The organism is Arthrobacter sp. 10T425 (genome assembly GCF_056393985.1).
In genome coordinates, this window is sequence record NZ_JBFTGZ010000006.1 from 198,107 (window position 1) to 218,748 (window position 20,642).

The window sequence follows — 20,642 nt, forward strand, 5'->3', positions numbered from 1 at the left end:
AAAGAGGAAACATGCCTGAGACACCAAACGGCGTCGTCGGGGCGTGGCTGGCGCAGTTCGATGAGGCACTGCGCAGCCACAACACGGACGCCGCACTGGAACTTTTTGACGACGACTCGTACTGGCGCGATTTCGTCTCCTTCACCTGGAACCTCAAGACGCTGGAGGGCAAAGAGGACATCCGGCGCATGCTCGAGGCGACCCTGGGCGACGTGCAGCCCAGCAACTGGACCCTCGCCGAGGACGCCACCGGGGACGCCGCCAATGCCGAGGCCTGGGTAAACTTCGAGACCGCCCAGGCCCGGGGCTACGCCCATCTGCGCCTCCGGAACGGCAAATGCTGGACCCTGCTCACCACCATGCAGGAACTGAAGGGCTTTGAGGAAAAGAAGGGCCCCAACCGGGACAAGGGGGTCGCCCACGAGATCACCAAAGGACGCAAATCCTGGCTGGAACTGAAGGAGGAGCAGGAGGCGAGACTCGGCTACGAAGACCAGCCCTACACCGTCATCATCGGCGGCGGCCAGGGCGGGATCGGGCTGGGCGCGCGGCTGCGGAGGCTCGGAGTGCCCACCATCATCATCGAAAAGAATGAGCGCGCGGGTGACTCCTGGCGTAACCGCTACAAGTCCCTCCACCTGCACGATCCGGTCTGGTACGACCACCTGCCCTACATGAAGTTCCCCGACGACTGGCCGGTTTTCGCGGCCAAGGACAAGATCGGCGACTGGCTGGAAAACTACACACGGATCATGGAACTGAACTACTGGTCCAAAACCGAGTGCACCAACGCCCGCTTCGACGAAACGTCCCAGGAGTGGGTGGTTGAGGTGATGCGCGACGGCGAACCGGTCACCCTGCGCCCGAAGCAGCTCGTCTTCGCCCTGGGTGTATCGGGGTACCCGAGCGTCCCCACGTTCGACGGCGCCGAGTCCTTCCTGGGGGAGCAGTACCACTCGTCCAAGCACCCGGGCGGTGGCGACTGGACCGGCAAGAAAGCCGTGGTCATCGGCTCCAACAATTCGGCCCACGATATCTGCGCCGACCTTTGGGAACACGGCGCGGACGTCACCATGGTCCAGCGGTCCTCGACGCATATTGCCCGCAGCGAATCCCTCATGGACCTCGCTCTCGGCGGGCTGTACTCCGAAGAGGCGCTGGCCAACGGCGTCACCACGGAGAAAGCCGACCTGCTGTTTGCCTCCTTGCCGTACCGGATTCTGCCCGAAGCCCAGATTCCTGTTTATGCGGAGATGGCCCGCCGGGACGCGGAGTTCTACTCCCAGCTCGAGGCTGCCGGCTTTGATCTGGACTTCGGCGTTGACGGCTCCGGCTTGTTCCTGAAGTACCTGAGGCGCGGCTCCGGCTACTACATCGACGTCGGCGCCTCGCAGCTGATCATCGACGGCCGGGTCAAGCTGGCCAATGGCCAGGTCAGCAAGATCACCGGCAACTCCGTCGTGATGGCCAACGGAACGGAGCTGGATGCCGACGTCATTATTTACGCCACCGGGTATGGGTCGATGAACGGCTGGCTGGCTGATCTGGTCTCGCCCGAGGTGGCGGACGCCGTCGGCAAGTGCTGGGGGTTCGGATCGGAGACGCCGAAGGATCCGGGGCCGTGGGAGGGGGAACTGCGCAACATGTGGAAGCCCACCAACGTGGAGAACCTGTGGATCCACGGCGGCAACCTGCACCAGAGCCGGCACTATTCGAACTATCTTGCCCTGCAGCTCAAGGCCAGGATGGAAGGACTGCCGACGCCGGTCTTCGAGCTGCAGCCCACGCATCACGCGCGCTAACCGCACGCGCTGACTCACGGGGTCGTGACAATCTCAGGCACGGCCACCAGACTGGGGCTACGGCCCCGCTGTGAAAATCCAACTTTTATTCCGTGGATGCGCCTGACCGGGCGCATCCACGGTCCTGGACTGCGAAGGTGAAACACCATGAAAGCAGCACGATTCCACGCCCGCGAGGATCTCCGGATCGAAGACATTCACGAGCCGGAGCTGCGACCGGGAACGGTGAAGATCGCCGTGGCCTGGTGCGGTATCTGCGGCACCGACCTCCATGAATTCCTGGAAGGACCCATTTTCACCCCGCCGCCCGGCCACCCCCACGGGCTCACCCACGAGGCCGCCCCGGTCACCCTCGGCCACGAGTTCTCCGGCACCGTCGAGGAGCTGGGGGAAGGCGTCAGCGGTCTGGCTGTCGGAGACAACGTCGTCGTGGAGCCGTACTACGTGTGCAATGAATGCGGTCCCTGCCTCAGCGGCCACTACAACCTGTGCACCAGGTTGGGCTTCATCGGCCTGGCGGGCGGCGGTGGCGGCTTGAGCGAGAAGATCGTCGTCGACACCCGGTGGGTGCACCCTGTCGGCGACATCCCCCTGGACGAGGCCGCACTGATCGAACCCCTTGCGGTGGCGTATCACGCCGTCGGCCGGAGCGGCGTCAAAGGCGGGGACGTCGCCGTCGTCGGGGGTGCCGGACCCATCGGCCTGCTGACCGCCGCGGTCCTCAAAGGCATCGGCGTCACCACTATCGTTACCGAGCTGTCGGCCGCCCGCAAAGACAAGGCGACTTCGTCCGGGGTCGCGGATCACGTGCTCGATCCGAGTGCCGAGGACGTCAAGGCGCGCGTGCTGGAACTGACCAACGGTACGGGGGCCGATGCGGCGTTTGAATGTGCCGGTGTGAATGCGGTGCTGGACACCATGCTCGACGTCGTGAGGCCCGCCGGCGTCGTCGTCAACGTCTCGATCTGGGGGCACCCGGCCACGGTCGACATGCAGAAAGTGGTGCTGAAGGAAATTGACCTGCGCGGCACCATCGCCTACTGCGGCGACCACGAAGCCGCGATCAAGCTCGTCCAGGAAGGAAAAGTGGACCTGAAACCCTTCATCACGGGGCGGATCGCCTTGGACGACTTGGTGGACAAGGGGTTTGACACGCTGATCAACCACAACGACACCGCGGTGAAGATCATCGTCCACCCGTAGTGATCCGAGTCTCACGCGGGAATAGTTGCAGACGCCTCGCAGTTGCCGCCAATGAACCAACCCCTTGCGAAAGGAACTGCGCATGCTGTTTTCCCCGATGACCCTCGGCGAGCTGGAACTACCCAACCGGCTCGTCATGGCGCCGCTTACCCGCGTCCGCTCCGGCAAAGAAGGAATCCCCGGCCCGTTGGTGGTCGAACACTACCGTCAGCGCGCCTCGCTCGGCCTGATCGTCAGTGAAGGCACATACCCCAGCCACACAGGCCGCGGCTTCCCGGGCCAGCCCGGCCTCGTGACCGACGAGCAGCTCGCGGGCTGGGCCAACGTCACAGCCGCCGTGCACGCCGAGGGCGGCCGCATTTTCGCCCAGGTCATGCACGCCGGCCGCGTCACTCACCAGGACACTACCGGTGGATACGAAGTAGTCGCACCCAGCGCCATTGCCATCGACGGCGAGACCCGCACGTATGAGGGCAAGCAGGCGTTCCCCGTCCCGCGCGCCCTGACCACAGAGGAACTGCCGGGCATTGTCGACGAATTCGTGACGGCATCCCGCAAGGCGGTTGAGGCAGGATTCGACGGCGTCGAACTTCACTCGGCCAACGGTTACCTGCTGCACGAATTCCTCACTCCGGCCGCCAACCAGCGCGACGACGTCTACGGCGGCTCTCCGGAGAACCGGGCTCGTTTCGTGATTGAAGTTACCCAGGCAGTGGTGGACGCCGTCGGCGCGGACCGTGTTGGCATCCGCATCTCGCCGGAGCACAATGTCCAGGGTGCCCTCGAACTCGATGCGGCTGACGTCCGGGCCACCTACGCCCACCTCGTGGACGCGCTGGCTCCGCTGAAGCTGGCCTACCTCAGCATCCTGCACAAGGACCCCACCAGCGAGCTTGTCCAGGACCTGCGCGCACGGTTCAACGGGACATTCCTGATCAACACGGGCTTCGGCATCGTCACCACGCGCGACGAAGCCAAGGCGCTGGTCGCGGACGGCCACGCTGACGCCGTCGTCGTCGGACGCCCCGCCATCGCCAACCCGGACCTGGTCCGCCGCTGGCGCGAAGGCCTGCCGGTCAACGAGGCGAATCCGGCCACGTTCTACACCGACGGCGCCGAGGGCTACACCGACTACCCGGCCTACCAGAACTAGGACCAACTGCGGTGCGGTGACTCCCGCGGCGCCGCACGCGCCGCGCAGGTCACGCTCGGTTGGACATGCTCAGCCGCAGCCACGATCAGTGGGCAGAATGCCATTCTGCCCACTGATCGCATTTAACAATGAGCATGTCCCTCGCAGGGCAGGTCCGAGACCGGGTGCGCGAGTCACAGGGCCGCACCCGCTGCCGGACATGTGCCGCGATGATCTGCACGAGAGAGCATGTTCCTCGCGGCGCATCATGGCCATGGGACATGCCCAGCGGCCGCCACGACAAGTGGGCAGAATGCCATTCTGCCCACTGGTCGCATCTAACAATGAGCATGTCCCTCGCAGGGCAGGTCCGACACTGAACATGCTCCGCGGTGACATGTGTGGCTGGGCATGTCCCGTCCTGCACATCGGAGCCGCCGGGACATGTTCCCTCTACGAATTGGCCACTGGACATGTCCCGTGGCTGGCGCCGGGATTGGGCATGTCCCCCGTGGGCCCATGGTGCGGAGCGAGGTGCATGTCCAGCGGTGGGGGCGGCAAATGGGCATGTCCCGGAGGGGGCCTCGCCGTGCCTAGTCCTATAGGATCTGAAGATGCAATTAGCTTCCACCGGCAGCCATTCTGATGGGCGCCCCGCCGGCCGCGCAGTCAGCCGGCAGGTCCTGGCGGACCACGTTTATGAAGAACTTCTGGCGTCGCTGATGGATGGCCGGCTGGAACCCGGAACCGCGGTCAGCATCGACGGGACCGCCCGTGAACTCGACGTCTCGCCCACCCCCGTGCGGGAGGCGCTCGCCAGGCTGGAACACACCGGGATGGTGCGCCGCGTGGCCCTCAAGGGCTACCGGGTTGCTCCGGTGTTCACCCGGGAAGACTTCGCCGAGCTCATGGAAGCCCGGCTCGCGATCGAGCCCGTGAACGCCCGCCTGGCGTGTGCACGGCTGACGCCCGGCCACCTGGCCGAACTGGAACGGGCAGTCGCCGATCTCAAGGACGCGCCGCGCGGGCCTTCCTTCGCCGAGTTCCGCGGCTACCTCGAGGCCGACGAGCGGTTCCACCGGCTGATCGCGGAGCAGACGGGCAACCAGTTCATGGTGGCCGCCTACGCCGCCCTCGGCGGACAGATTCAGCGCTTCCGCCTGTTCGGGGGAGTGGGGATCACCGACGCCGACCACGCGATCGCCGAACATCAGGCCGTACTGGATGCCTTGGCGACGGGCGATCCGGAGAAGGCCGCAGCCGCCATGGCCGAGCACGTGCAAAAGGTGCGCGGCCGCGCCATCGCGGACGCTCCCGCGGAATGAGGCTCACTTCCCAGGCTGACGCACGCGGGCCCAACACCGCGTAACAGCGCGCCGCGCCCGGCTTCTGAGCCCTCTTTTTGTGACCCCCTTCACAGCTGATCGAAGACCCTATAGGATCTTCGATTGTGACGGCTACGGTGCCGGCATGGGGAGTCACAAGGGAGTGAAGAGTGCAAACAGAAACTTTGGCCGCAGGGCCCAAGGAGTCCGCAACACGCCGCGCCATCAAGAATCTGCGGTGGTGGATTCTCGGCTGGGCGCTGGCCGCCGGCATCATCAACTACATGGACCGCAGTGCAATCTCCATCGCCGCGCCGCAACTGATCAAAGACTTCGGCATGACCCGGACGGACATTGGCCTCCTGGGCACCGTGTTCTCCTGGACCTACGCTTTTGCCCAGCTGCCCGCTGGCTGGCTCGTGGACAAGCTGGGCGCCCGACGGATGTACTTCCTCGCAATCGCGGGCTGGAGCATCGCAACCGCGCTGATGGCCGTCGGCACCAAGATGTGGCAATTCGTCACCTTCCGCGTCCTGCTCGGCATCACCGAGGCCCCCAACGGGCCGGCGTCGGCAAAGCTCACCGCTGACTGGTTCCCCCGGGCCGAGCGCGGACAGGCCACCGCCATCTGGGACAGCGGTTCCAAGTGGGGACCCGCCATCGCGCCGCCCGTCCTGACCGCCATCATGCTCGCGTTCGGCTGGCAGGCCATCTTCCTCTTCCTCGGCGTCGCAGGCATCGTGCTGGCATTGGCCTTCTTCCTTTACTACCGCGCTCCCGAAGAGCACAAGCGCATCAGCGCGAAGGAACTGGATTACATCGAAAGCCAGCGCACCACCCAGCTCCTGACTGCCAAGAAGGTTTCGTGGCTCGGACTCTTTAAGCACCGCCAGATCTGGGGCATGATGGCCGGATTCTTCTGCGTCATCTGGATCTGGAACATCTTCATCGTCTTCCTGCCGCTCTACCTGCAGGAAGAACGCGGTGCCAGCATCGCCACCTCCGGCTGGCTTGCGGCTGTCCCGTACCTCGGCGCAGCCATCCTCGGCATCACCGGCGGCTGGGTCATGACGCGCTATGCGAAGAAGGCCGGCCGCGATCCGTTGCTGGCCAAGCGCCACGTGATGTCCATTGCAGCGATTGCCGCCGGCATCTTGATCTGCCTCATCCCGTTCGTAGATTCCCTCCCGCTCGCCATCGCTGTCATGACCGTGGCACTGGGCTTCGTCGCCACCATGCAGGCGGCCGCGTGGGCCATGCCCGGCGACATCGTGGACAACTCACAGGTTGCCTCCGTCGGTGCCATCCAGAACTTCGGCGGCTACTTCGGCGGCGCCTTTGCCCCTCTGCTGACCGGTGTGATCGCCGATGCCACCGGCTCCTACGCGCCGTCGTTCGTGATCGGCGGCGTCATCGCCGCCCTGGCCGCAGTGGCATACACCGTGCTGGTCCGCGAACCCATCAAGGACAAGGCCGCTGCAACGCAGACAGAAAGCCGAACCGACGCATGAGCACAGCAACAAATGCATTGACGACGACGGCGGCCGCCCCGGCGGCGGAAACCACCACTGCGGCGGGAACCTCCACTGCGGGCACCGCCCGCTCGCCGTTCACCGTGGCCGTCACCGCCGACGCCGCGCGGCCGGACGGAAGCTCCATTCACGGGGATCTGGGGCTGCAGCGGCTCAGCGAGCATGGCATCAGCTGGTGCGTCCTGCCCAGTTACACAGACCCGGTTCCGCTGGCCGACCTCGCCGGGGTCCAGGCCGTGCTGTCCCTGGGGCACATTGCCTTCGACTCACTCACCGTGGACCACGCCCCGGACCTGAGGCTGATTGCCCGGTTCGGGGCCGGCTACGAAACCATCGACTTGGACGCCTGCACCCGCGCCGGCATCGTTGTCACCAACACCCCGGATGCCATCCGGCGGCCGTTGGCGGTGGCGGGACTGACGCTGCTCCTGGCGCTCTCGCACAAGCTCCTGGCTAAGGACAGGCTGACCCGGACCTCTGACTGGGCGCAGCGCGAGCATTACCGCGGCGCGCCGCTGGTGGGCCAGACGGTCGGCATCGTGGGCTTCGGCAGCGTGGGCGCTGAGCTCGCCCGCCTCCTGGCCCCGCTCGGGGTGAAAGTCGTGGGCAACAACCGCAGCGGCCGCCACGCGGAGGCCGCCGGACTCGGCGTCCAGCTGCTGGGCCTGAACGAGCTCCTGGAGCGCTCGGATTACGTCGTGCTCTGCGCCGCGCTGACACCGGCGACCGAAAAACTGATCGGCGCGGCCGCGTTGGCGCGGATGAAGCCAAGCGCCTACTTGATCAATATCGGCCGCGGAAAGCTCGTGGACACGGATGCCCTCCGGGACGCCCTGCGGGACGCCCGGATCGCCGGCGCCGGCCTGGACGTCTTTGAGCCGGAACCCCTGCTTCCCGACGACGAGCTCCTGACCTTGGACAACGTGGTGCTTTCCCCGCATTCCCTGTGCTGGACCGAGGACTTCACGCGGGACGTCGCTGCCAGCGCCATTGGGTCAATCCTGGCGGTCGCGGCAGGGGAGCGCCCTGCCAACGTCCTGAATCCGGAGGTCTTCGCGACCGCGGCCTTCGCCGCGAAGCGCCCGTAACCCGGGGGTGTGACCTTGACAACATCCCTATAGATAGTAAATCCTATAGGAAACAGGATTCCACGAAGGAGTGAACCCATGGCCTATACAGCCGAAAACTGGCCCATCACCGCAGCGCTCCTGCAGTTCCCGGGGACCGACGCGCAGGGCAGCCACATCAACGACGCCGACGCCTCCGCCTGGGCCGAGGTCCTCAGCGAGGTCAAGGACGCCGGCTTTGCCAATGCCGACCTCACGGACAGCTGGGTCCGCCCCGGCGACCTGAGCTCCGCGCGGCTTGCCGAGTTCAAGCAGACCGCGGATAACGTCGGCATCGGCATCCCCGTCATCTCGGCCATCCGCCGCAGCGTGATCGAGGAAGGCAACTGGGAAGCGAACCTGGCGTACAGCCACCGCACCATCGACGCCGCCGCCGAGCTGGGCTGCGAGGTCGTCTCGTTCGGACTGCACCAGGCCATCACCGCCGAGCAGCAGAAGCAGCTCTGGTTCTGGACCGTCGAAGGGTACAAGGACCCGGTAGGGGACAAGGAAACGTGGGGTAAGGCTGTCAGCCGCCTGCGCGAACTCGGCCAGCACGCGGCCGAGGTCGGCGTCCTGCTCTCGCTCGAAATGTACGAGGACACGTACCTCGGCACCGCGGATTCCTCCGTTCAGCTGGTCCAGGACATCGGCCTGGCCAACGTCGGCATCAACCCGGACATCGGCAACCTCATCCGGCTGCACCGCCCGATCGAGGACTGGCGCGAGATGGTCGCCAAGACCCTCCCGTACTCCAACTACTGGCACATGAAGAACTACATCCGCGACGAGGACGTCGCCCGGGACACCTACGTGGCGATGCCGGCCCCGATGGAAAGCGGCCTCATCAACTACCGCGAGGCGTTCAAGACCGCGCTCTCCGTCGGCTTCCAGGGCATCCTGTGCACCGAGCACTACGGCGGCGACGGCCTCAGCGTCACGGCCAGCAACCAGGACTACCTCCGCCGCCAGGTCCTGCCGAAGACCGACGGCTACGCCCTCGGCACGAGCCAGGTGGCCCAGGGCCGGCAGCTGCCGGCGGCCACGGTACTCGCCAGCGCCTGAACGGGCGCCGACACCGGCGCGTGGTGCGGCCGTCAAGCCACTTGGGGGGGCGGCCGCACCACCCCACCTCTCTACCCACAGCATCAGTTCTCCAACACGGATTCAATGAGGAACCATGACCCAGATCTTCGACAATCCCGCTGATTTCGCGGATGAGGCACTGGACGGCTTCGTTGCGGCCAACCGCGGCTACGTGGCCCGAGTCGACGGCGGCGTCGTCCGCTCCACCGAAGTCGCCTCCGGGCAGGTGGCCCTGGTGGTCGGCGGCGGCTCCGGGCACTACCCGGCCTTCGCCGGCCTCGTCGGGCCCGGACTGGCCACCGCCTCGGCCTGCGGCAACATGTTCGCCTCGCCCGCGGCCGGCCAGGTCTACCGCGTGGCCAAGACGGCCAACGCCGGCGGCGGCGTGCTGCTGAGCTACGGCAACTACGCCGGCGACGTCCTGCACTTCGGCCAGGCCCAGCTGCGCCTCAACGCCGAAGGCATCGAAACCCGCACTGTCCTGGTCACCGACGACATCGCCAGCGCCCCGCTGGAGCAGATCGAGAAGCGCCGCGGCATCGCCGGGGACCTGACGGTCTTCAAGATCGCCGGCGCCGCCGCAGAGGCGGGACTGAGCCTGGACGACGTCGAACGGCTGGCCATCCGGACCAACTACCGCACCCGGTCCCTCGGCGTGGCCTTCGACGGCTGCACGCTGCCCGGCGCGGAGGCCCCGCTGTTCTCTGTCCCCGCGGGGCACATGTCCCTGGGCCTGGGCATCCACGGCGAACCGGGCATCTCCGACCACCCCATGCCCACCGCCTCCGAACTGGCCGAACTCCTGGTCAGCCGGCTCCTGGCCGACAAACCGGACGACGCCGGCACCCGCGTGGTCGCAATCGTCAACGGCCTTGGCACGGTCAAGTACGACGAACTCTTCCTGCTGTTCGGCAAGATCGAGAAGCTCCTCACCGCCGCCGGGCTCACCGTCGTCGAACCCGAATGCGGCGAGCTCGTCACGAGCCTGGACATGTCCGGCCTGTCCCTGACCCTGCTGTGGCTGGACGAGGAACTCGAGCAGTACTGGGCCGCCCCGGCCGACACCCCGGCGTTCCGCAAGGGAAACCTGGCACCCCGTGCCCGCCGCGAACTCGCCGGTCCGGACGCCGAAGAGACCGCCGACGTCGAACGGCCCACCGCCGCGGCGGCAGCCCTCGGCCGGATGGCCGCCGACTTCCTCGGCCAGGCGCGGGACGTGGTGGTCGAGCATGAGGAAGAACTGGGCCGCCTGGACGCCGTCGCCGGCGACGGCGACCACGGGATCGGCATGCGCCGCGGCGTGGACGCGGCAGTCACCGCGGCCGAACAGGCTGCCGCGAACGACGGCGGCGCCTCGCCGTCGCGGGTCCTGACCGCTGCGGGGGAGGCCTGGAGCGAACGCGCCGGCGGCACCTCGGGTGCGCTCTGGGGCTCGGCGATCATCGCCGCCGGACAGGCCCTGGGCAACCAGGACAGCTACAGCGGCGAGGACGCGGCCGCCGCGGTCACGGCCTTCGTGGATGCCATCACCGCGCTCGGCAAGGCCGAGCCGGGGGACAAGACCATGGTGGACGCCCTCTTGCCGTTCCAGGACGCGTTCCTCACCGCGTTCGACGCCGGCACACCAGTGGCCGGTTCCCTCGCGGCGGCGGCGGCCGCCGCCACAGCCGCCGCAGAGCGGACCGCCGGGCTGCGTCCGCTCAAAGGCCGGGCCCGCCCGCTCGCCGAGAAGAGCCTCGGCCACCCCGACCCCGGAGCGGTGTCCTTCGCCCTCATCGCGACCCGGATATCCACCCACACCGACACCACAGACACAGGATCCCGGCCCGGCACCCCCGAGCCGGCGGAACAAGGAGCACAAGCATGAGCACAGCAACAGGCTGGCGGGTGGTCATCGGCAACGATGAGGCCGGCGTCGAATACAAGAACGCGCTGAAGGCGCTCCTGGAAGCCGACCCCCGCGTGGCGTCCGTGCAGGACGTGGGAGTCGGCGCCAACGACTCCACCGCCTATCCGCACGTCGCCGTCGACGCGGCCCGCAAGATCGCCGACGGCGACGCCGACCGGGCACTGCTGATCTGCGGCACCGGCCTGGGCGTGGCGATCGCGGCCAACAAGGTCCCCGGCATCCGCGCCGTCACGGCCCACGACAGCTACTCGGTGGAGCGGTCCGTCCTGAGCAACAACGCCCAGGTGCTCACGCTGGGGCAGCGCGTTATCGGGCTGGAACTGGCCAAGAAGCTCGTGGGCGAATGGCTGAGCCACCGCTTCGACGAAAACTCCTCCTCCGCCGCGAAGGTGGACGCCATCTGCTCGTACGAACCCGAATACACGAAAGCAGTCTGAACATGACCGAATCAACAGCAACCGCAGCCGCCATCAACGCCGCCCGCAAGATCGCCGTCGTCGGCTCCGGCTACATGGGTGGCGGGATCGCACAGGTCCTGGCACTCGGTGGCGCCCGGGTGGCGCTCGCGGATGTGTCAGCGGAAGTGGCCCAGAAGAATTACGAGCGGCTCCTGGCCGAATCCGACGAATTCGTTGCCGCCGGGCTCTTCCCGGAAGGCGCCACCGCAATCCTGAAGGAAAACCTCTGGCCCGCCAAGGACATCGAGGAGGCCGTGGCGGACGCCGACTTCATCGAAGAAGCCGTCCCCGAGGTCATCGAGATCAAGCACCAGACCCTCGCCCGCATCAGCGCGGCCGCCCGCCCGGACGCCATCATCGGGTCCAACACGTCCACGATCTCCATCGCGGACCTGTCCGGGCCGGTCACCAACCCGGAACGCTTCCTGGGCGTGCACTTCTCCAACCCGTCCCCGTTCATCCCGGGCGTGGAAATCATCCCCCATGCCGGCACTTCGGCCGCGACGGTCGGCACCGTCCGCGACCTCGTGCACGCGGCCAACAAGCAGACCGCCGTCGTCAAGGACGTCACCGGCTTCGTGCTCAACCGGCTCCAGTACGCGCTGTTCCACGAGGCCGCCCAGCTGGTGGAACAGGAGATCGCGACCGCGGAGGACGTCGACACCCTGGTCCGCACCACCTTCGGCTTCCGGCTGCCGTTCTTCGGGCCCTTCGCCATCGCCGACATGGCCGGGCTGGACGTCTACAACTTCTGCTACAAGTCCCTCCAGACCGATTTCCCGGAACGGTTCGCGACGCCGAAGATCCTCACCGACCTGGTGGAGGCCGGAAAGCTGGGCACCAAGACCGGAGCCGGCTTCCTGAACGTCCCGGCGGAGCGCACGCCGGAACTGATCGCCTACCGGAACAAGGCGTACGTGGCCATGCAGAAGCTCATCGACGAGCTCGGCCCCGCCCCCATCAGCTGATTCCGCATCTTCCTCTTTCACTTCAGGAGCCTTCCCATGAGCACTTTCCCGACAGAACGCACCGCCATCATCACCGGCGCCGTGTCCGAGCGCGGCATCGGCCGCGCCACCGCCAGCTACCTGGCCGCACAGGGCTGGAACATCGGCATCATCGACCTCGATGACGCACTCTGCAAGGCGGCGGCCAAGGAACTGGCAGCCGAGCACGGCGTCAAGGCCTTCGGCGCCGGCGCCAACGTTTCCGACGAAGGCTCGGTCCGCGCGGCAATCGACGCCATCGAGGCGGAACTGCCGCAGATCGTTGCCCTCGCCAACGTGGCCGGCGTCAGCTCTCCGGTGCCCTACCTGGAACTCGACGCCGCCGAATGGGACCGGGTGCTGAACATCAACCTCAACGGCGTCCACTACGCCACCCGCCGCGTCGCGGAATCCATGGTGAAGAACAGGATCGGGCGCATCGTGAACATCTCCTCTGTCTCAGCGCAGCGTGGCGGCGGCACCTTCTCCAAGACGCCGTACTCCGTGGCGAAAGCCGGCGTGATCGGCCTGACCCGGGCCACGGCCCGTGAACTGGGCGAATACGACATCACGGTCAACGCCATCTCACCCGGGCCCATCGACACCGACATCATGGGCGGCACCCTCAGCGAGGAACGCAAGGACGAACTCACCAAAGACCTCGTGGTCAACCGGGTCGGTTCCACCCGGGACATCGCAGCAGCCATCGCCTTCCTCATCAGCGAGGACGCCGGCTACATCTCCGGCCAGACGCTGAATGTGGATGGCGGACTCTACATGCACTAAGGAAGAAGCCTCGTGGCACAACACAGCCAAGCCCCCGCGTCCGGATTCGCAACCTGGAGCAAGGGACGGAAGATCTACCTCGCCGTCGGGATCCTCGCCTGCGTGGCCGGCGTCCTGATGATGGTTTTTTCGCGCTAGTTTTCTCCGACCGGAGCCGGCCTGGCTTGTTTTGGACTGGCCTCATCCGGCCACTTTCATGCAACTGATTTACCCCCTGAGTTACACCACTGATTGCTCGACGAGGAGTTTTTTGATGACCGTAACAACAACGTCCACCCGTGACCTACTGGAGACACCGGTCCTAAAATCGGCCATCTCCAAGGCCTCCCGCCGGCTGATGCCCATGCTGGTGATCCTGTATGTGGTCGCCTTCCTGGACCGCACCAACGTGGGCTTCGCCGAAGCCGCCCTGGGCGTGGACAAGGGCATCACCGCCGGCGCCTACGCGCTGGGCGCCGGGATCTTCTTCATCGGGTACGCCCTGTTCGAAATCCCGAGCAACCTGCTCCTGACCAAGTTCGGGGCCAAGGTGTGGCTGGCCCGCATCGCCATCACGTGGGGCATCGTCTCGGCCTGCTTCGCGTTCGTCCAGGGTGAGACATCCTTCATCATCCTGCGGTTCCTGCTGGGTGTCACCGAGGCCGGGCTGTTCCCCGGCGTCATCATGTTCCTGGCCGCGTGGTTCCCCAACAAGGTCCGCGTCAAGATGTTCGCCATCTTCTACCTGGCCCAGCCGTTCTCCCAGATGCTGGGTGCCCCGCTGTCCGGCTGGCTGATCAACATCGGCGACCAGGTCCCCGGCGTCCAGGGCTGGCAGGTCATGTTCTTCGTCGAAGGCATGCTGGCGGTCATCGCCGGCATCGCCGCGTACTTCTTCCTGATCAACAGCCCGCAGGACGCCAAGTTCCTGGACAAGGACGAGAAGAACGCGCTCCTGGAGGTCATGGCGCTGGAGGACACCGTCAAGGAAGAGTCCGGGCCGCGCGGCGTCCTGGCGGCCATGAAGAACGGCAAGGTCTGGTACTTCACCGTCATCTACTTCTGCCTGCAGATCGCCGTCTACGGCGTCACCTTCTACCTGCCGCAGCAGGTCGCCCAGCTGACCGGCCAGAAGGTGGGCATCGCCGTCGGCCTGATGGCAGCCATCCCGTGGTTCTTCGGCATCTTCGCCTGCTACTTCATCGGCAAGGCAGCGAACACCGTGATCCGCCGCCGGGTCTGGGGCACCGGGCTGTTCATCTCCACCGGACTCTGCATCTTCGGCTCCGCGTGGGCCGGCGCCAACCACATTCCGGCGCTCGGCATCATCTTCATCACCCTCGCCGTGTGCTCGTTCCTCTCCATCGGCCCCATCGCGTGGTCCTACCCGACGGCGTTCCTCACCGGAACCGCCGCGGCCGCAGGGATCGGCCTGATCAACTCGCTCGGAAACCTCGGCGGCTTCGTCGCGCCGATCCTGCGCACCTCGGTCAACCAGATGACCGCCTCGGACACCGGGACCATGGGCGTCTATGCCCTCGGCGTGCTCCCGTTCCTGGCAGCGGCCATGATGTTCGCGACCCGCCGCTTCAAGAACAAGGCCGACGAGCTGCTGGAGCAGTAAAGGCCCCCGGCCTCACTTCCAGCGCGACGTCCAGCGCCCATCCACTGGATCCAGCAGAAAGCACCAACACATGCAGCAGATTCCCGGCAGCCAGACCTCCAGCACCCGCATCATGGTTGGGGTCAGCACCAAGATGTACCTCGGCTACCGGGACAGCCTGGACTGGCTCGAGCGGCTGCAGAACGAAGTGGACACCCGCCCGGCCCTCGCGGCCGGGCGGGTTGTCCCGTTTGTCATCCCGTCCTTCCCCGTCCTGCCCGCGGCGGCCCGGCTCCTGGCGGGTTCGCCGCTGCTCCTCGGCGCGCAGAACTGCGGCTGGGCGGACGGGCCCTGGACCGGGGAAGTAGCCCCGTCCATGCTGGCGGAACTCGGCGTCCGGCTCGTGGAGATCGGCCATGCCGAACGCCGGCGGCACTTCGGCGAGGACGACGCCATGGTGGCCCTCAAGGTCAGGGCCGCGGACGACGCCGGGCTCACCCCGCTGCTGTGCGTGGGGGAGCGCGACGGCGGGCAGCCGGCGGCCGCGGCGGACTTTGTGTTTCGCCAGATCGAGTCGGCCGTCGACGGCGACTGGGACCTCGCCGGCCGCCTGGTGGTGGCCTACGAACCGGTTTGGGCCATCGGCGCGGCCGAGCCGGCCGCCGCCGCGTACGTGTCCGACGTCGTCAGCCGGCTCCGGGACCAGCTCACCGCCGCCGGCGTGCCGGGGTTGCCGCTCATTTACGGCGGATCGGCGAAGCCCGGACTGCTGCCCACGCTTGAGGGTCTCTCGGGCCTGTTCCTCGGCCGGTTTGCACACGACCCCGTGAATTTCGGCGCCGTGCTGGATGAGGCACTCCTGCTGGCCGAGGGCTTCACTGCACCGGAACCAACCCCCGTGGGACATGTCCAGCCTTGACCGCGTGCGACGGGCATGATGCCTAGATGTCCCTTGGTCGAGGGCAAGAATGAGCATGTCCCGTGGGGTGGCTGGCGAGGAATGGACATGTTCCGTTGGGTGGGTGGCGAAGAGTGGACATGTCCGGCCTTGGCCGCGTGCGACGGGCATGATGTCTAGATGTCCCTTGGTCGAGGGCAAGAATGAGCATGTCCCATGCTGTGGCCATCGAAGAATGGGCATGTTCCGTTGGGTGGGCAGCGAAGAGTGGACATGTCCGGCCTTGGCCGCGTGCGACGGGCATGATGCCTAGATGTCCCTTGGTCGGCGGGCAAGAATGGGCATGTCCCAGGCTGAGGCCACCGAAGAATGGGCATGTCCCTCGTCGGAGGGTGCGGGCCACCGAAGAATGAGCATGTCCCTCGTCGGAGGGTGCGGCAAAGACAGCTAGGCGCGGACTGACCTCTGGCACAGGCCGATGAAGCCGCCCAGCTGCTCCAGACCCTCGGGGTGGGCGGGGAGGTAGTTGGTCAGTTCGGGCGCGCGGACGATCACGGCACGCCATTGGCCGCGGGACACCGCCACATTGATCCGGTTCCGCGAGAGCAGGAACTCCATACCCCGCGGAGCCTCGGCCACCGCAGAACATGCCATGGACACAATCACGACCGCGGCCTCCTGTCCCTGGAACTTATCCACGGTCCCCACCCGCACGCCGGAGAGATTCGCGGCGTCCAGCGCATCGCGGATGACGTTGACCTGTGCGTTGTAGGCAGCCACCACCAGGATGTCGGCCGCCTCCAATGGCCGGGCTCCGTCTGCGGTGTGCCAGGAAAGGCCCAAATGGCGGCGCACCTGCCCGACGACCTCGGCAGCCTCCTCGGCCGACGACGTCGTGTTCCCGCTCTGCGGCACCATCACCGTCTCAATCCCCGCGGGCACACCCTCCAGACGGCGCAGATCCGCGGGCGGGGCGGAACGTAACCGGCCTTCGTAGGACAACTCCGAGACGGCCAGGCACAGCTCTGAGTTCATCCGCCACGAGTCGGCCAAGAAGTAGCCAAGCTCGGGCGGCAACGTGGCGTGGCCTGCGGAAATCCAGCCCAGGGCAGAGTCGTCGACCGGCTCGGGGTGCCTGCCCTGGCTGACCTGCGGCAGCTGCTGCGGGTCGCCGAGCAAGAGCAGCCGGCTGCTGGCCTGGGCCACGGCAAGGGTGTTGGCCAGCGAGAACTGGCCGGCCTCGTCAATCACCAGGAGGTCCAGGGAGCCGGCCGGGACGGTGGCGCCGGTCATGGTCCACGCCGTGCCACCGACGAGGGCGCCTCCAGGCGCACCCAACAGCTCCGCAACGTCCTTGCCGGTGCGCCGGGCCCACGGCAGGGCGTCGTTGTGCTTCACGTCTTTTGCCACCAGCGCCGGGTCGACCCCGGCCTTCGTGACGGCGGTCTTCAGCAGGTTCTCCACCACCGCATGCGACTGGCCGACGACGCCGACTTTCCAGCCGCGGGCCACGAGCCGGGCGATGACGTGGGACCCCACATGGGTCTTGCCCGTTCCGGGCGGACCCTGCACCGCCAGGTAGGAGTGGTCAAGGGCCAGCACGGCCGCCGTGATGGCTTCAATGAAGCGGTCCGGTCCGGCACCAGGCTGCGGCAGTGAAGCTCCGGCGGCCAGCCTCGGCGGCTGACGCCGGACGAGGTCAAGCGCAGGATGGCGGGGGAGGGAACCGGACCCCAGGCCGGCGACCACCGTGTCAGCGAGGGCTGCCAGTGCTTGCTCGAGGCTTTTGGTCGCGAGGGGCTGGTCTTCCGTCAGCGCAATGGGGAGGTCATTGTAGGGCGGTATCTTCCGGTGCAGCCGGTCCCGGATGATGACGGTGTCCTTGCCGTCCTCATGCCCCAGCTCCAGGACCTCCGTGCCGAACCATCCGCTCCGCCCGGTTCCGTTCTTGCCGGTACCCTCCAGCCCGACGGGAAGAGGCAGCTCGTACATGCGGAACCATTTGCTGCCCTCGCGGAGGTCCGACCCGGGACTCACGGAGCCGGACAGCTTGACCCGCCGCTCCGGAAGTTTGGTCCCCGCCTGTTGCCAGTCGTCGAGGAGTTCCGCGGATTCGACGAGGAAAACGTTCCGGTCCCGTTCGTGCGTGTCCGGACCGTGCTCACACCGGTCGAAGTGCGCCCACCAAAACGACTTGCGCTCCCGGCGGTGATAGCTCACGGCCGCGGCCAGCATGGCGACGGCCTTACGGTCGTCCTCGGACAAGCCGCCGCCCGGCTCAGCAAATTCCATCAGTGCCAGCTCAGCCGGGGCAAGCGCGGCATCGGCTCGTGCCGAGCCGTCGTCGTCGGGGCCGTCCTCTAAGCCCGCCTCCGCGCCGGACGCCGCGCCCGCCTCCGCGCCGGACGCCGCGCCCGCCTCCGCGCCGTGCGGCTCCAGCCGGCGTTCCTTGGCCAGCCCGAGCAGCCAGTTCCGGAGCTCCAGCGTGGAGAGGCAGTCGTATTCGTTGTAGTCGGAGATCCCGGCGAGGATTGTGGCCGCTTCGTCGGGCCGCTCATTGTCCCTCGCGTCGCAGAACCGTGCATAGGCAATCACGGAGGCGCCGGCATCCTTCACTTCGCCAGTTCGAAGGTTCGCCCCCATGTAGAGCGGCTCGAGCTTCTTGATGCTGTAAGAGTTCTCGGAGATCCTGATGCTGTTCCGGACCGTTTGGTACAGGTCCACCAGCAGGCCTTCGCGGAGCCACTCGTCCACGATGTCCTCCCCGGCAACGTGCATCACCGAGAGTTTCCGAAGCGCCGTTTTTTCATACGGTGCGTAGTGGTAGACGTGCATGTCCGGGTGGTCCCGCCGGCGTTTCTCGACATAGTCAAGGAAATCGAGGAACGCCTGCTTCTCCGCCTCCCGGCTGTGGGCCCAGAATGGCCGGAAAATCCCCGGACTGCCGGGCTCGGTGGGCGCCTCAATCACGCCGAACAGGTACTCGAGCCCCCACACTCCCGTGGCGCGGTCCTGCCACAGCGGATCGCCTTCGAAGTCGAAGAAAATATCGCCCCGGCTCGGTGGGGGCAGCTCGGCCAAGGTGTTCCCGGGCAGGACGCCGTAGCGGATGGTGTGCTCTTCGCCGTCCTTGCGGTAGCAGACTTCGCCGTCGGCAGGGCCAACGCCGCTCTGCATCCGCGCCTGTTCCTGCAGGCGCAGGAGCGTAGGTGTGGGCTTGGTGAGGGTCGCTTGCGCCAGGTCAGTGACTGAACTAATCCCACGTTCGTGGAGGTTCTTGCGCTGCACGGAGTTCATCCGGGCCACGAGGAGGAGATCGTCGGTGGCTTTGACTTGCTCCTGGCAGTAATCGCAGCGGCCACAGGCGGTGAGCCCGGGCGCGCCCCAGCCCACTGTTCCCGGCTGTGCGATGTGCGCGGCGGTCAGCGCGAGGAAACGCTCGCGGCGCTCGCGGAAAACCGGCAGGATCTCGGAGAGTTTGTGGTGGCTTCGCACGTAGTCGAATCCGCCACCGGGCAGCTGCACCGTCGAGCCAAGGACGAGTGTCACCGCCGGGTCCACCGGGATCCCGGCCTTCAGCAGCTGGTCGCCGTAGGCGGCCAGCTGGAGCAGAGCCGTCACCTTTGCGTGGCGGGCGAGCTTGGTGTCGAACACGGCGTAGCTGCCGTCGGACTGCCGCACGAGGAAGTCGGAGCGACCGTGGAACTGGCCGTCGAAGAAGGCGGCCTGGAAGACGACGTCGGCTCCCTCGCGCAGCGCCCCAATGGACTCGGCGTGCTTGGCCGCCAGCGTGGCACGGTCCATGGCCTCGGCCGGGACGACGTCGTACACGCCGTGCCCGGTGGCCGGATCCCAGTCGCCAAACTCCGCCACGAAACCGCCGAGGACCTTGCGCTCGTGGAGGTCACCCAACACCGCTGCATGCTTGAGCATCTCGTCGTCTTCGAACGTAGCCCTGGGGGACCGGCCCAGCTTCTCGTCGAGTTTGCGCAGCAGCTGATACTCGCAACTCGCTGCCACCACGAGGTCGCTCGCGGAGTAGACCAGATCCGGTGATGAGCCCGGTACCTCAGGTTCAAGAAAAAACACTGTGCCCCCGTTGGTGGTGCCCCGTTGTTGGTGCCTCCGCTATTCAAGCTATCAAAGCCCTCTGACAGTCAAACACGGGACAGGTACCAGGCAATGCCCTCTGGTTCCTGTCGCAGGACCGGCGTAGGGTCTGAGGACTATGACCGAACAGCAACCGTATGAGCTGGTCCAGCGCTACGCGCACTTCGAGCTGCGCCGCTATCCCGCGTACGCCGTAGCGGAAATAGAGGTCAAAGCGACCTTCGACCGCGCCGGGAATGCCGCTTTCCGGCACCTGTTCAACTACATCAGCGGCAGCAACACGGCGCAACGGAAGCTGGCGATGACGGCCCCGGTGATCCAGGGGCCCGGGCCGTCGCAAAAGCTGGCGATGACCGCGCCGGTATTGCAAAGCGGCCCGCTGCCGGGAAGCGCAGAGCCCGCTGATTTCATCGTGGCCTTTGTGCTCCCCGCTGGGGTGACGGCGGAGACGGCGCCGGTCCCGGCGAACCCAGACGTTAGAGTCCGGGCCCAGCCAGGTTCCCTGGCAGCCGCCCTTCGGTTCTCCGGCAGCGGGTCGGAGGCGGCCTTTGTACGGCGAAACGATGGCCTCCAGGAGGCACTGAAGCTAGCCGGGCTGAAGCCTGTGGGGCCGCCACGATTCGCCCGTTTTGATCCGCCGTTCAAGCCGTGGTTCCTGCGCCGCAACGAGGTTGTTCAGGACGTGCAGGAGCCCTTTACTCCTCCGGGCGAGCCCGGCCGCTGACCG

General features: G+C 66.8%; 16 protein-coding genes. 15 read left to right on the top strand and 1 reads right to left on the bottom strand.

Annotation, left to right across the window (positions count from 1 at the left end; translation table 11 throughout):
• The first annotated feature begins 11 nt into the window (after positions 1-11).
• The 14 genes from AC1DDH_RS09695 (at position 12) to AC1DDH_RS09760 (ending at position 15,826) form a co-directional block, all read left to right on the top strand.
• Positions 12-1,802 carry an NAD(P)-binding domain-containing protein gene (locus AC1DDH_RS09695; RefSeq protein WP_476955312.1) on the top strand — a complete coding sequence of 597 codons (1,791 nt, stop codon included), beginning with the start codon at positions 12-14 and terminating at the stop codon, positions 1,800-1,802.
• A gap of 147 nt (positions 1,803-1,949) precedes the next feature.
• Positions 1,950-3,005 carry a 2,3-butanediol dehydrogenase gene (locus AC1DDH_RS09700; RefSeq protein ID WP_476955313.1) on the top strand — a complete coding sequence of 352 codons (1,056 nt, stop codon included), beginning with the start codon at positions 1,950-1,952 and terminating at the stop codon, positions 3,003-3,005.
• Positions 3,006-3,087: 82 nt separating this feature from the next.
• A complete protein-coding gene (locus AC1DDH_RS09705; protein ID WP_230008495.1) occupies positions 3,088-4,158 on the top strand; it encodes an alkene reductase in 1,071 nt (356 codons plus the stop codon).
• A 593-nt stretch (positions 4,159-4,751) separates the two neighbouring features.
• A complete protein-coding gene (locus AC1DDH_RS09710) occupies positions 4,752-5,462 on the top strand; it encodes a GntR family transcriptional regulator (RefSeq protein WP_459383989.1) in 711 nt (236 codons plus the stop codon).
• A gap of 170 nt (positions 5,463-5,632) precedes the next feature.
• Positions 5,633-6,973: an MFS transporter gene (locus AC1DDH_RS09715; RefSeq protein ID WP_476955314.1), complete on the top strand. Its 1,341-nt coding sequence runs from the start codon at positions 5,633-5,635 to the stop codon at positions 6,971-6,973.
• Positions 6,970-8,082, top strand: coding sequence for a 2-hydroxyacid dehydrogenase (locus tag AC1DDH_RS09720; RefSeq protein WP_476955315.1), 1,113 nt, complete (start codon positions 6,970-6,972; stop codon positions 8,080-8,082). The genes AC1DDH_RS09715 and AC1DDH_RS09720 overlap by 4 nt, the downstream gene beginning before the upstream one ends.
• A gap of 78 nt (positions 8,083-8,160) precedes the next feature.
• Positions 8,161-9,165 (top strand): sugar phosphate isomerase/epimerase family protein, encoded by a 1,005-nt coding sequence (locus tag AC1DDH_RS09725; RefSeq protein WP_476955316.1) that lies wholly within the window; start codon positions 8,161-8,163, stop codon positions 9,163-9,165.
• Between the two features lie 115 nt (positions 9,166-9,280).
• Entirely contained in the window at positions 9,281-11,053 is a 1,773-nt protein-coding gene (gene dhaL / locus AC1DDH_RS09730; RefSeq protein ID WP_476955317.1) for a dihydroxyacetone kinase subunit DhaL, read from the top strand.
• Positions 11,050-11,532, top strand: coding sequence for a ribose-5-phosphate isomerase (locus AC1DDH_RS09735; protein WP_018775886.1), 483 nt, complete (start codon positions 11,050-11,052; stop codon positions 11,530-11,532). Before dhaL ends, AC1DDH_RS09735 begins: the two co-directional genes overlap by 4 nt.
• A 2-nt stretch (positions 11,533-11,534) precedes the next feature.
• Positions 11,535-12,521: a 3-hydroxyacyl-CoA dehydrogenase family protein gene (locus AC1DDH_RS09740; protein ID WP_476955318.1), complete on the top strand. Its 987-nt coding sequence runs from the start codon at positions 11,535-11,537 to the stop codon at positions 12,519-12,521.
• Positions 12,522-12,557: 36 nt separating this feature from the next.
• Positions 12,558-13,325: an SDR family NAD(P)-dependent oxidoreductase gene (locus AC1DDH_RS09745; protein WP_026539080.1), complete on the top strand. Its 768-nt coding sequence runs from the start codon at positions 12,558-12,560 to the stop codon at positions 13,323-13,325.
• 12 nt (positions 13,326-13,337) lie between these two features.
• Positions 13,338-13,463, top strand: coding sequence for a hypothetical protein (locus tag AC1DDH_RS09750; protein ID WP_476955319.1), 126 nt, complete (start codon positions 13,338-13,340; stop codon positions 13,461-13,463).
• A gap of 115 nt (positions 13,464-13,578) precedes the next feature.
• Complete coding sequence (locus AC1DDH_RS09755; RefSeq protein ID WP_476955320.1) at positions 13,579-14,928, top strand: MFS transporter; 1,350 nt, start codon at positions 13,579-13,581, stop codon at positions 14,926-14,928.
• Positions 14,929-14,998: 70 nt separating this feature from the next.
• The gene (locus AC1DDH_RS09760) at positions 14,999-15,826 is read left to right on the top strand and encodes a triose-phosphate isomerase family protein (RefSeq protein ID WP_476955321.1); all 828 of its coding nucleotides are present in this window, start codon (positions 14,999-15,001) and stop codon (positions 15,824-15,826) included.
• Positions 15,827-16,252: 426 nt separating this feature from the next.
• Here the strand turns inward: AC1DDH_RS09760 and AC1DDH_RS09765 are convergent, their stop codons facing one another.
• Positions 16,253-19,894 (bottom strand): TM0106 family RecB-like putative nuclease, encoded by a 3,642-nt coding sequence (locus AC1DDH_RS09765; RefSeq protein WP_476955322.1) that lies wholly within the window; start codon positions 19,892-19,894, stop codon positions 16,253-16,255.
• A 139-nt stretch (positions 19,895-20,033) separates the two neighbouring features.
• Between AC1DDH_RS09765 and AC1DDH_RS09770 the strand changes: the two genes are divergently transcribed.
• Complete coding sequence (locus tag AC1DDH_RS09770) at positions 20,034-20,639, top strand: SOUL family heme-binding protein (protein WP_476857137.1); 606 nt, start codon at positions 20,034-20,036, stop codon at positions 20,637-20,639.
• The last annotated feature ends 3 nt before the right edge of the window (positions 20,640-20,642 follow it).

Bases quoted from the DNA above. Each gene is read 5' to 3' on its own strand.
- AC1DDH_RS09725 (WP_476955316.1), top strand. From the start codon at position 8,161: ATGGCCTATACAGCCGAAAACTGGCCCATCACCGCAGCGCTCCTGCAG.
- dhaL (WP_476955317.1), top strand. From the start codon at position 9,281: ATGACCCAGATCTTCGACAATCCCGCTGATTTCGCGGATGAGGCACTG.
- AC1DDH_RS09735 (WP_018775886.1), top strand. From the start codon at position 11,050: ATGAGCACAGCAACAGGCTGGCGGGTGGTCATCGGCAACGATGAGGCC.
- AC1DDH_RS09705 (WP_230008495.1), top strand. From the start codon at position 3,088: ATGCTGTTTTCCCCGATGACCCTCGGCGAGCTGGAACTACCCAACCGG.
- AC1DDH_RS09700 (WP_476955313.1), top strand. From the start codon at position 1,950: ATGAAAGCAGCACGATTCCACGCCCGCGAGGATCTCCGGATCGAAGAC.
- AC1DDH_RS09760 (WP_476955321.1), top strand. From the start codon at position 14,999: ATGCAGCAGATTCCCGGCAGCCAGACCTCCAGCACCCGCATCATGGTT.
- AC1DDH_RS09755 (WP_476955320.1), top strand. From the start codon at position 13,579: ATGACCGTAACAACAACGTCCACCCGTGACCTACTGGAGACACCGGTC.
- AC1DDH_RS09745 (WP_026539080.1), top strand. From the start codon at position 12,558: ATGAGCACTTTCCCGACAGAACGCACCGCCATCATCACCGGCGCCGTG.
- AC1DDH_RS09710 (WP_459383989.1), top strand. From the start codon at position 4,752: ATGCAATTAGCTTCCACCGGCAGCCATTCTGATGGGCGCCCCGCCGGC.
- AC1DDH_RS09695 (WP_476955312.1), top strand. From the start codon at position 12: ATGCCTGAGACACCAAACGGCGTCGTCGGGGCGTGGCTGGCGCAGTTC.
- AC1DDH_RS09770 (WP_476857137.1), top strand. From the start codon at position 20,034: ATGACCGAACAGCAACCGTATGAGCTGGTCCAGCGCTACGCGCACTTC.
- AC1DDH_RS09720 (WP_476955315.1), top strand. From the start codon at position 6,970: ATGAGCACAGCAACAAATGCATTGACGACGACGGCGGCCGCCCCGGCG.
- AC1DDH_RS09740 (WP_476955318.1), top strand. From the start codon at position 11,535: ATGACCGAATCAACAGCAACCGCAGCCGCCATCAACGCCGCCCGCAAG.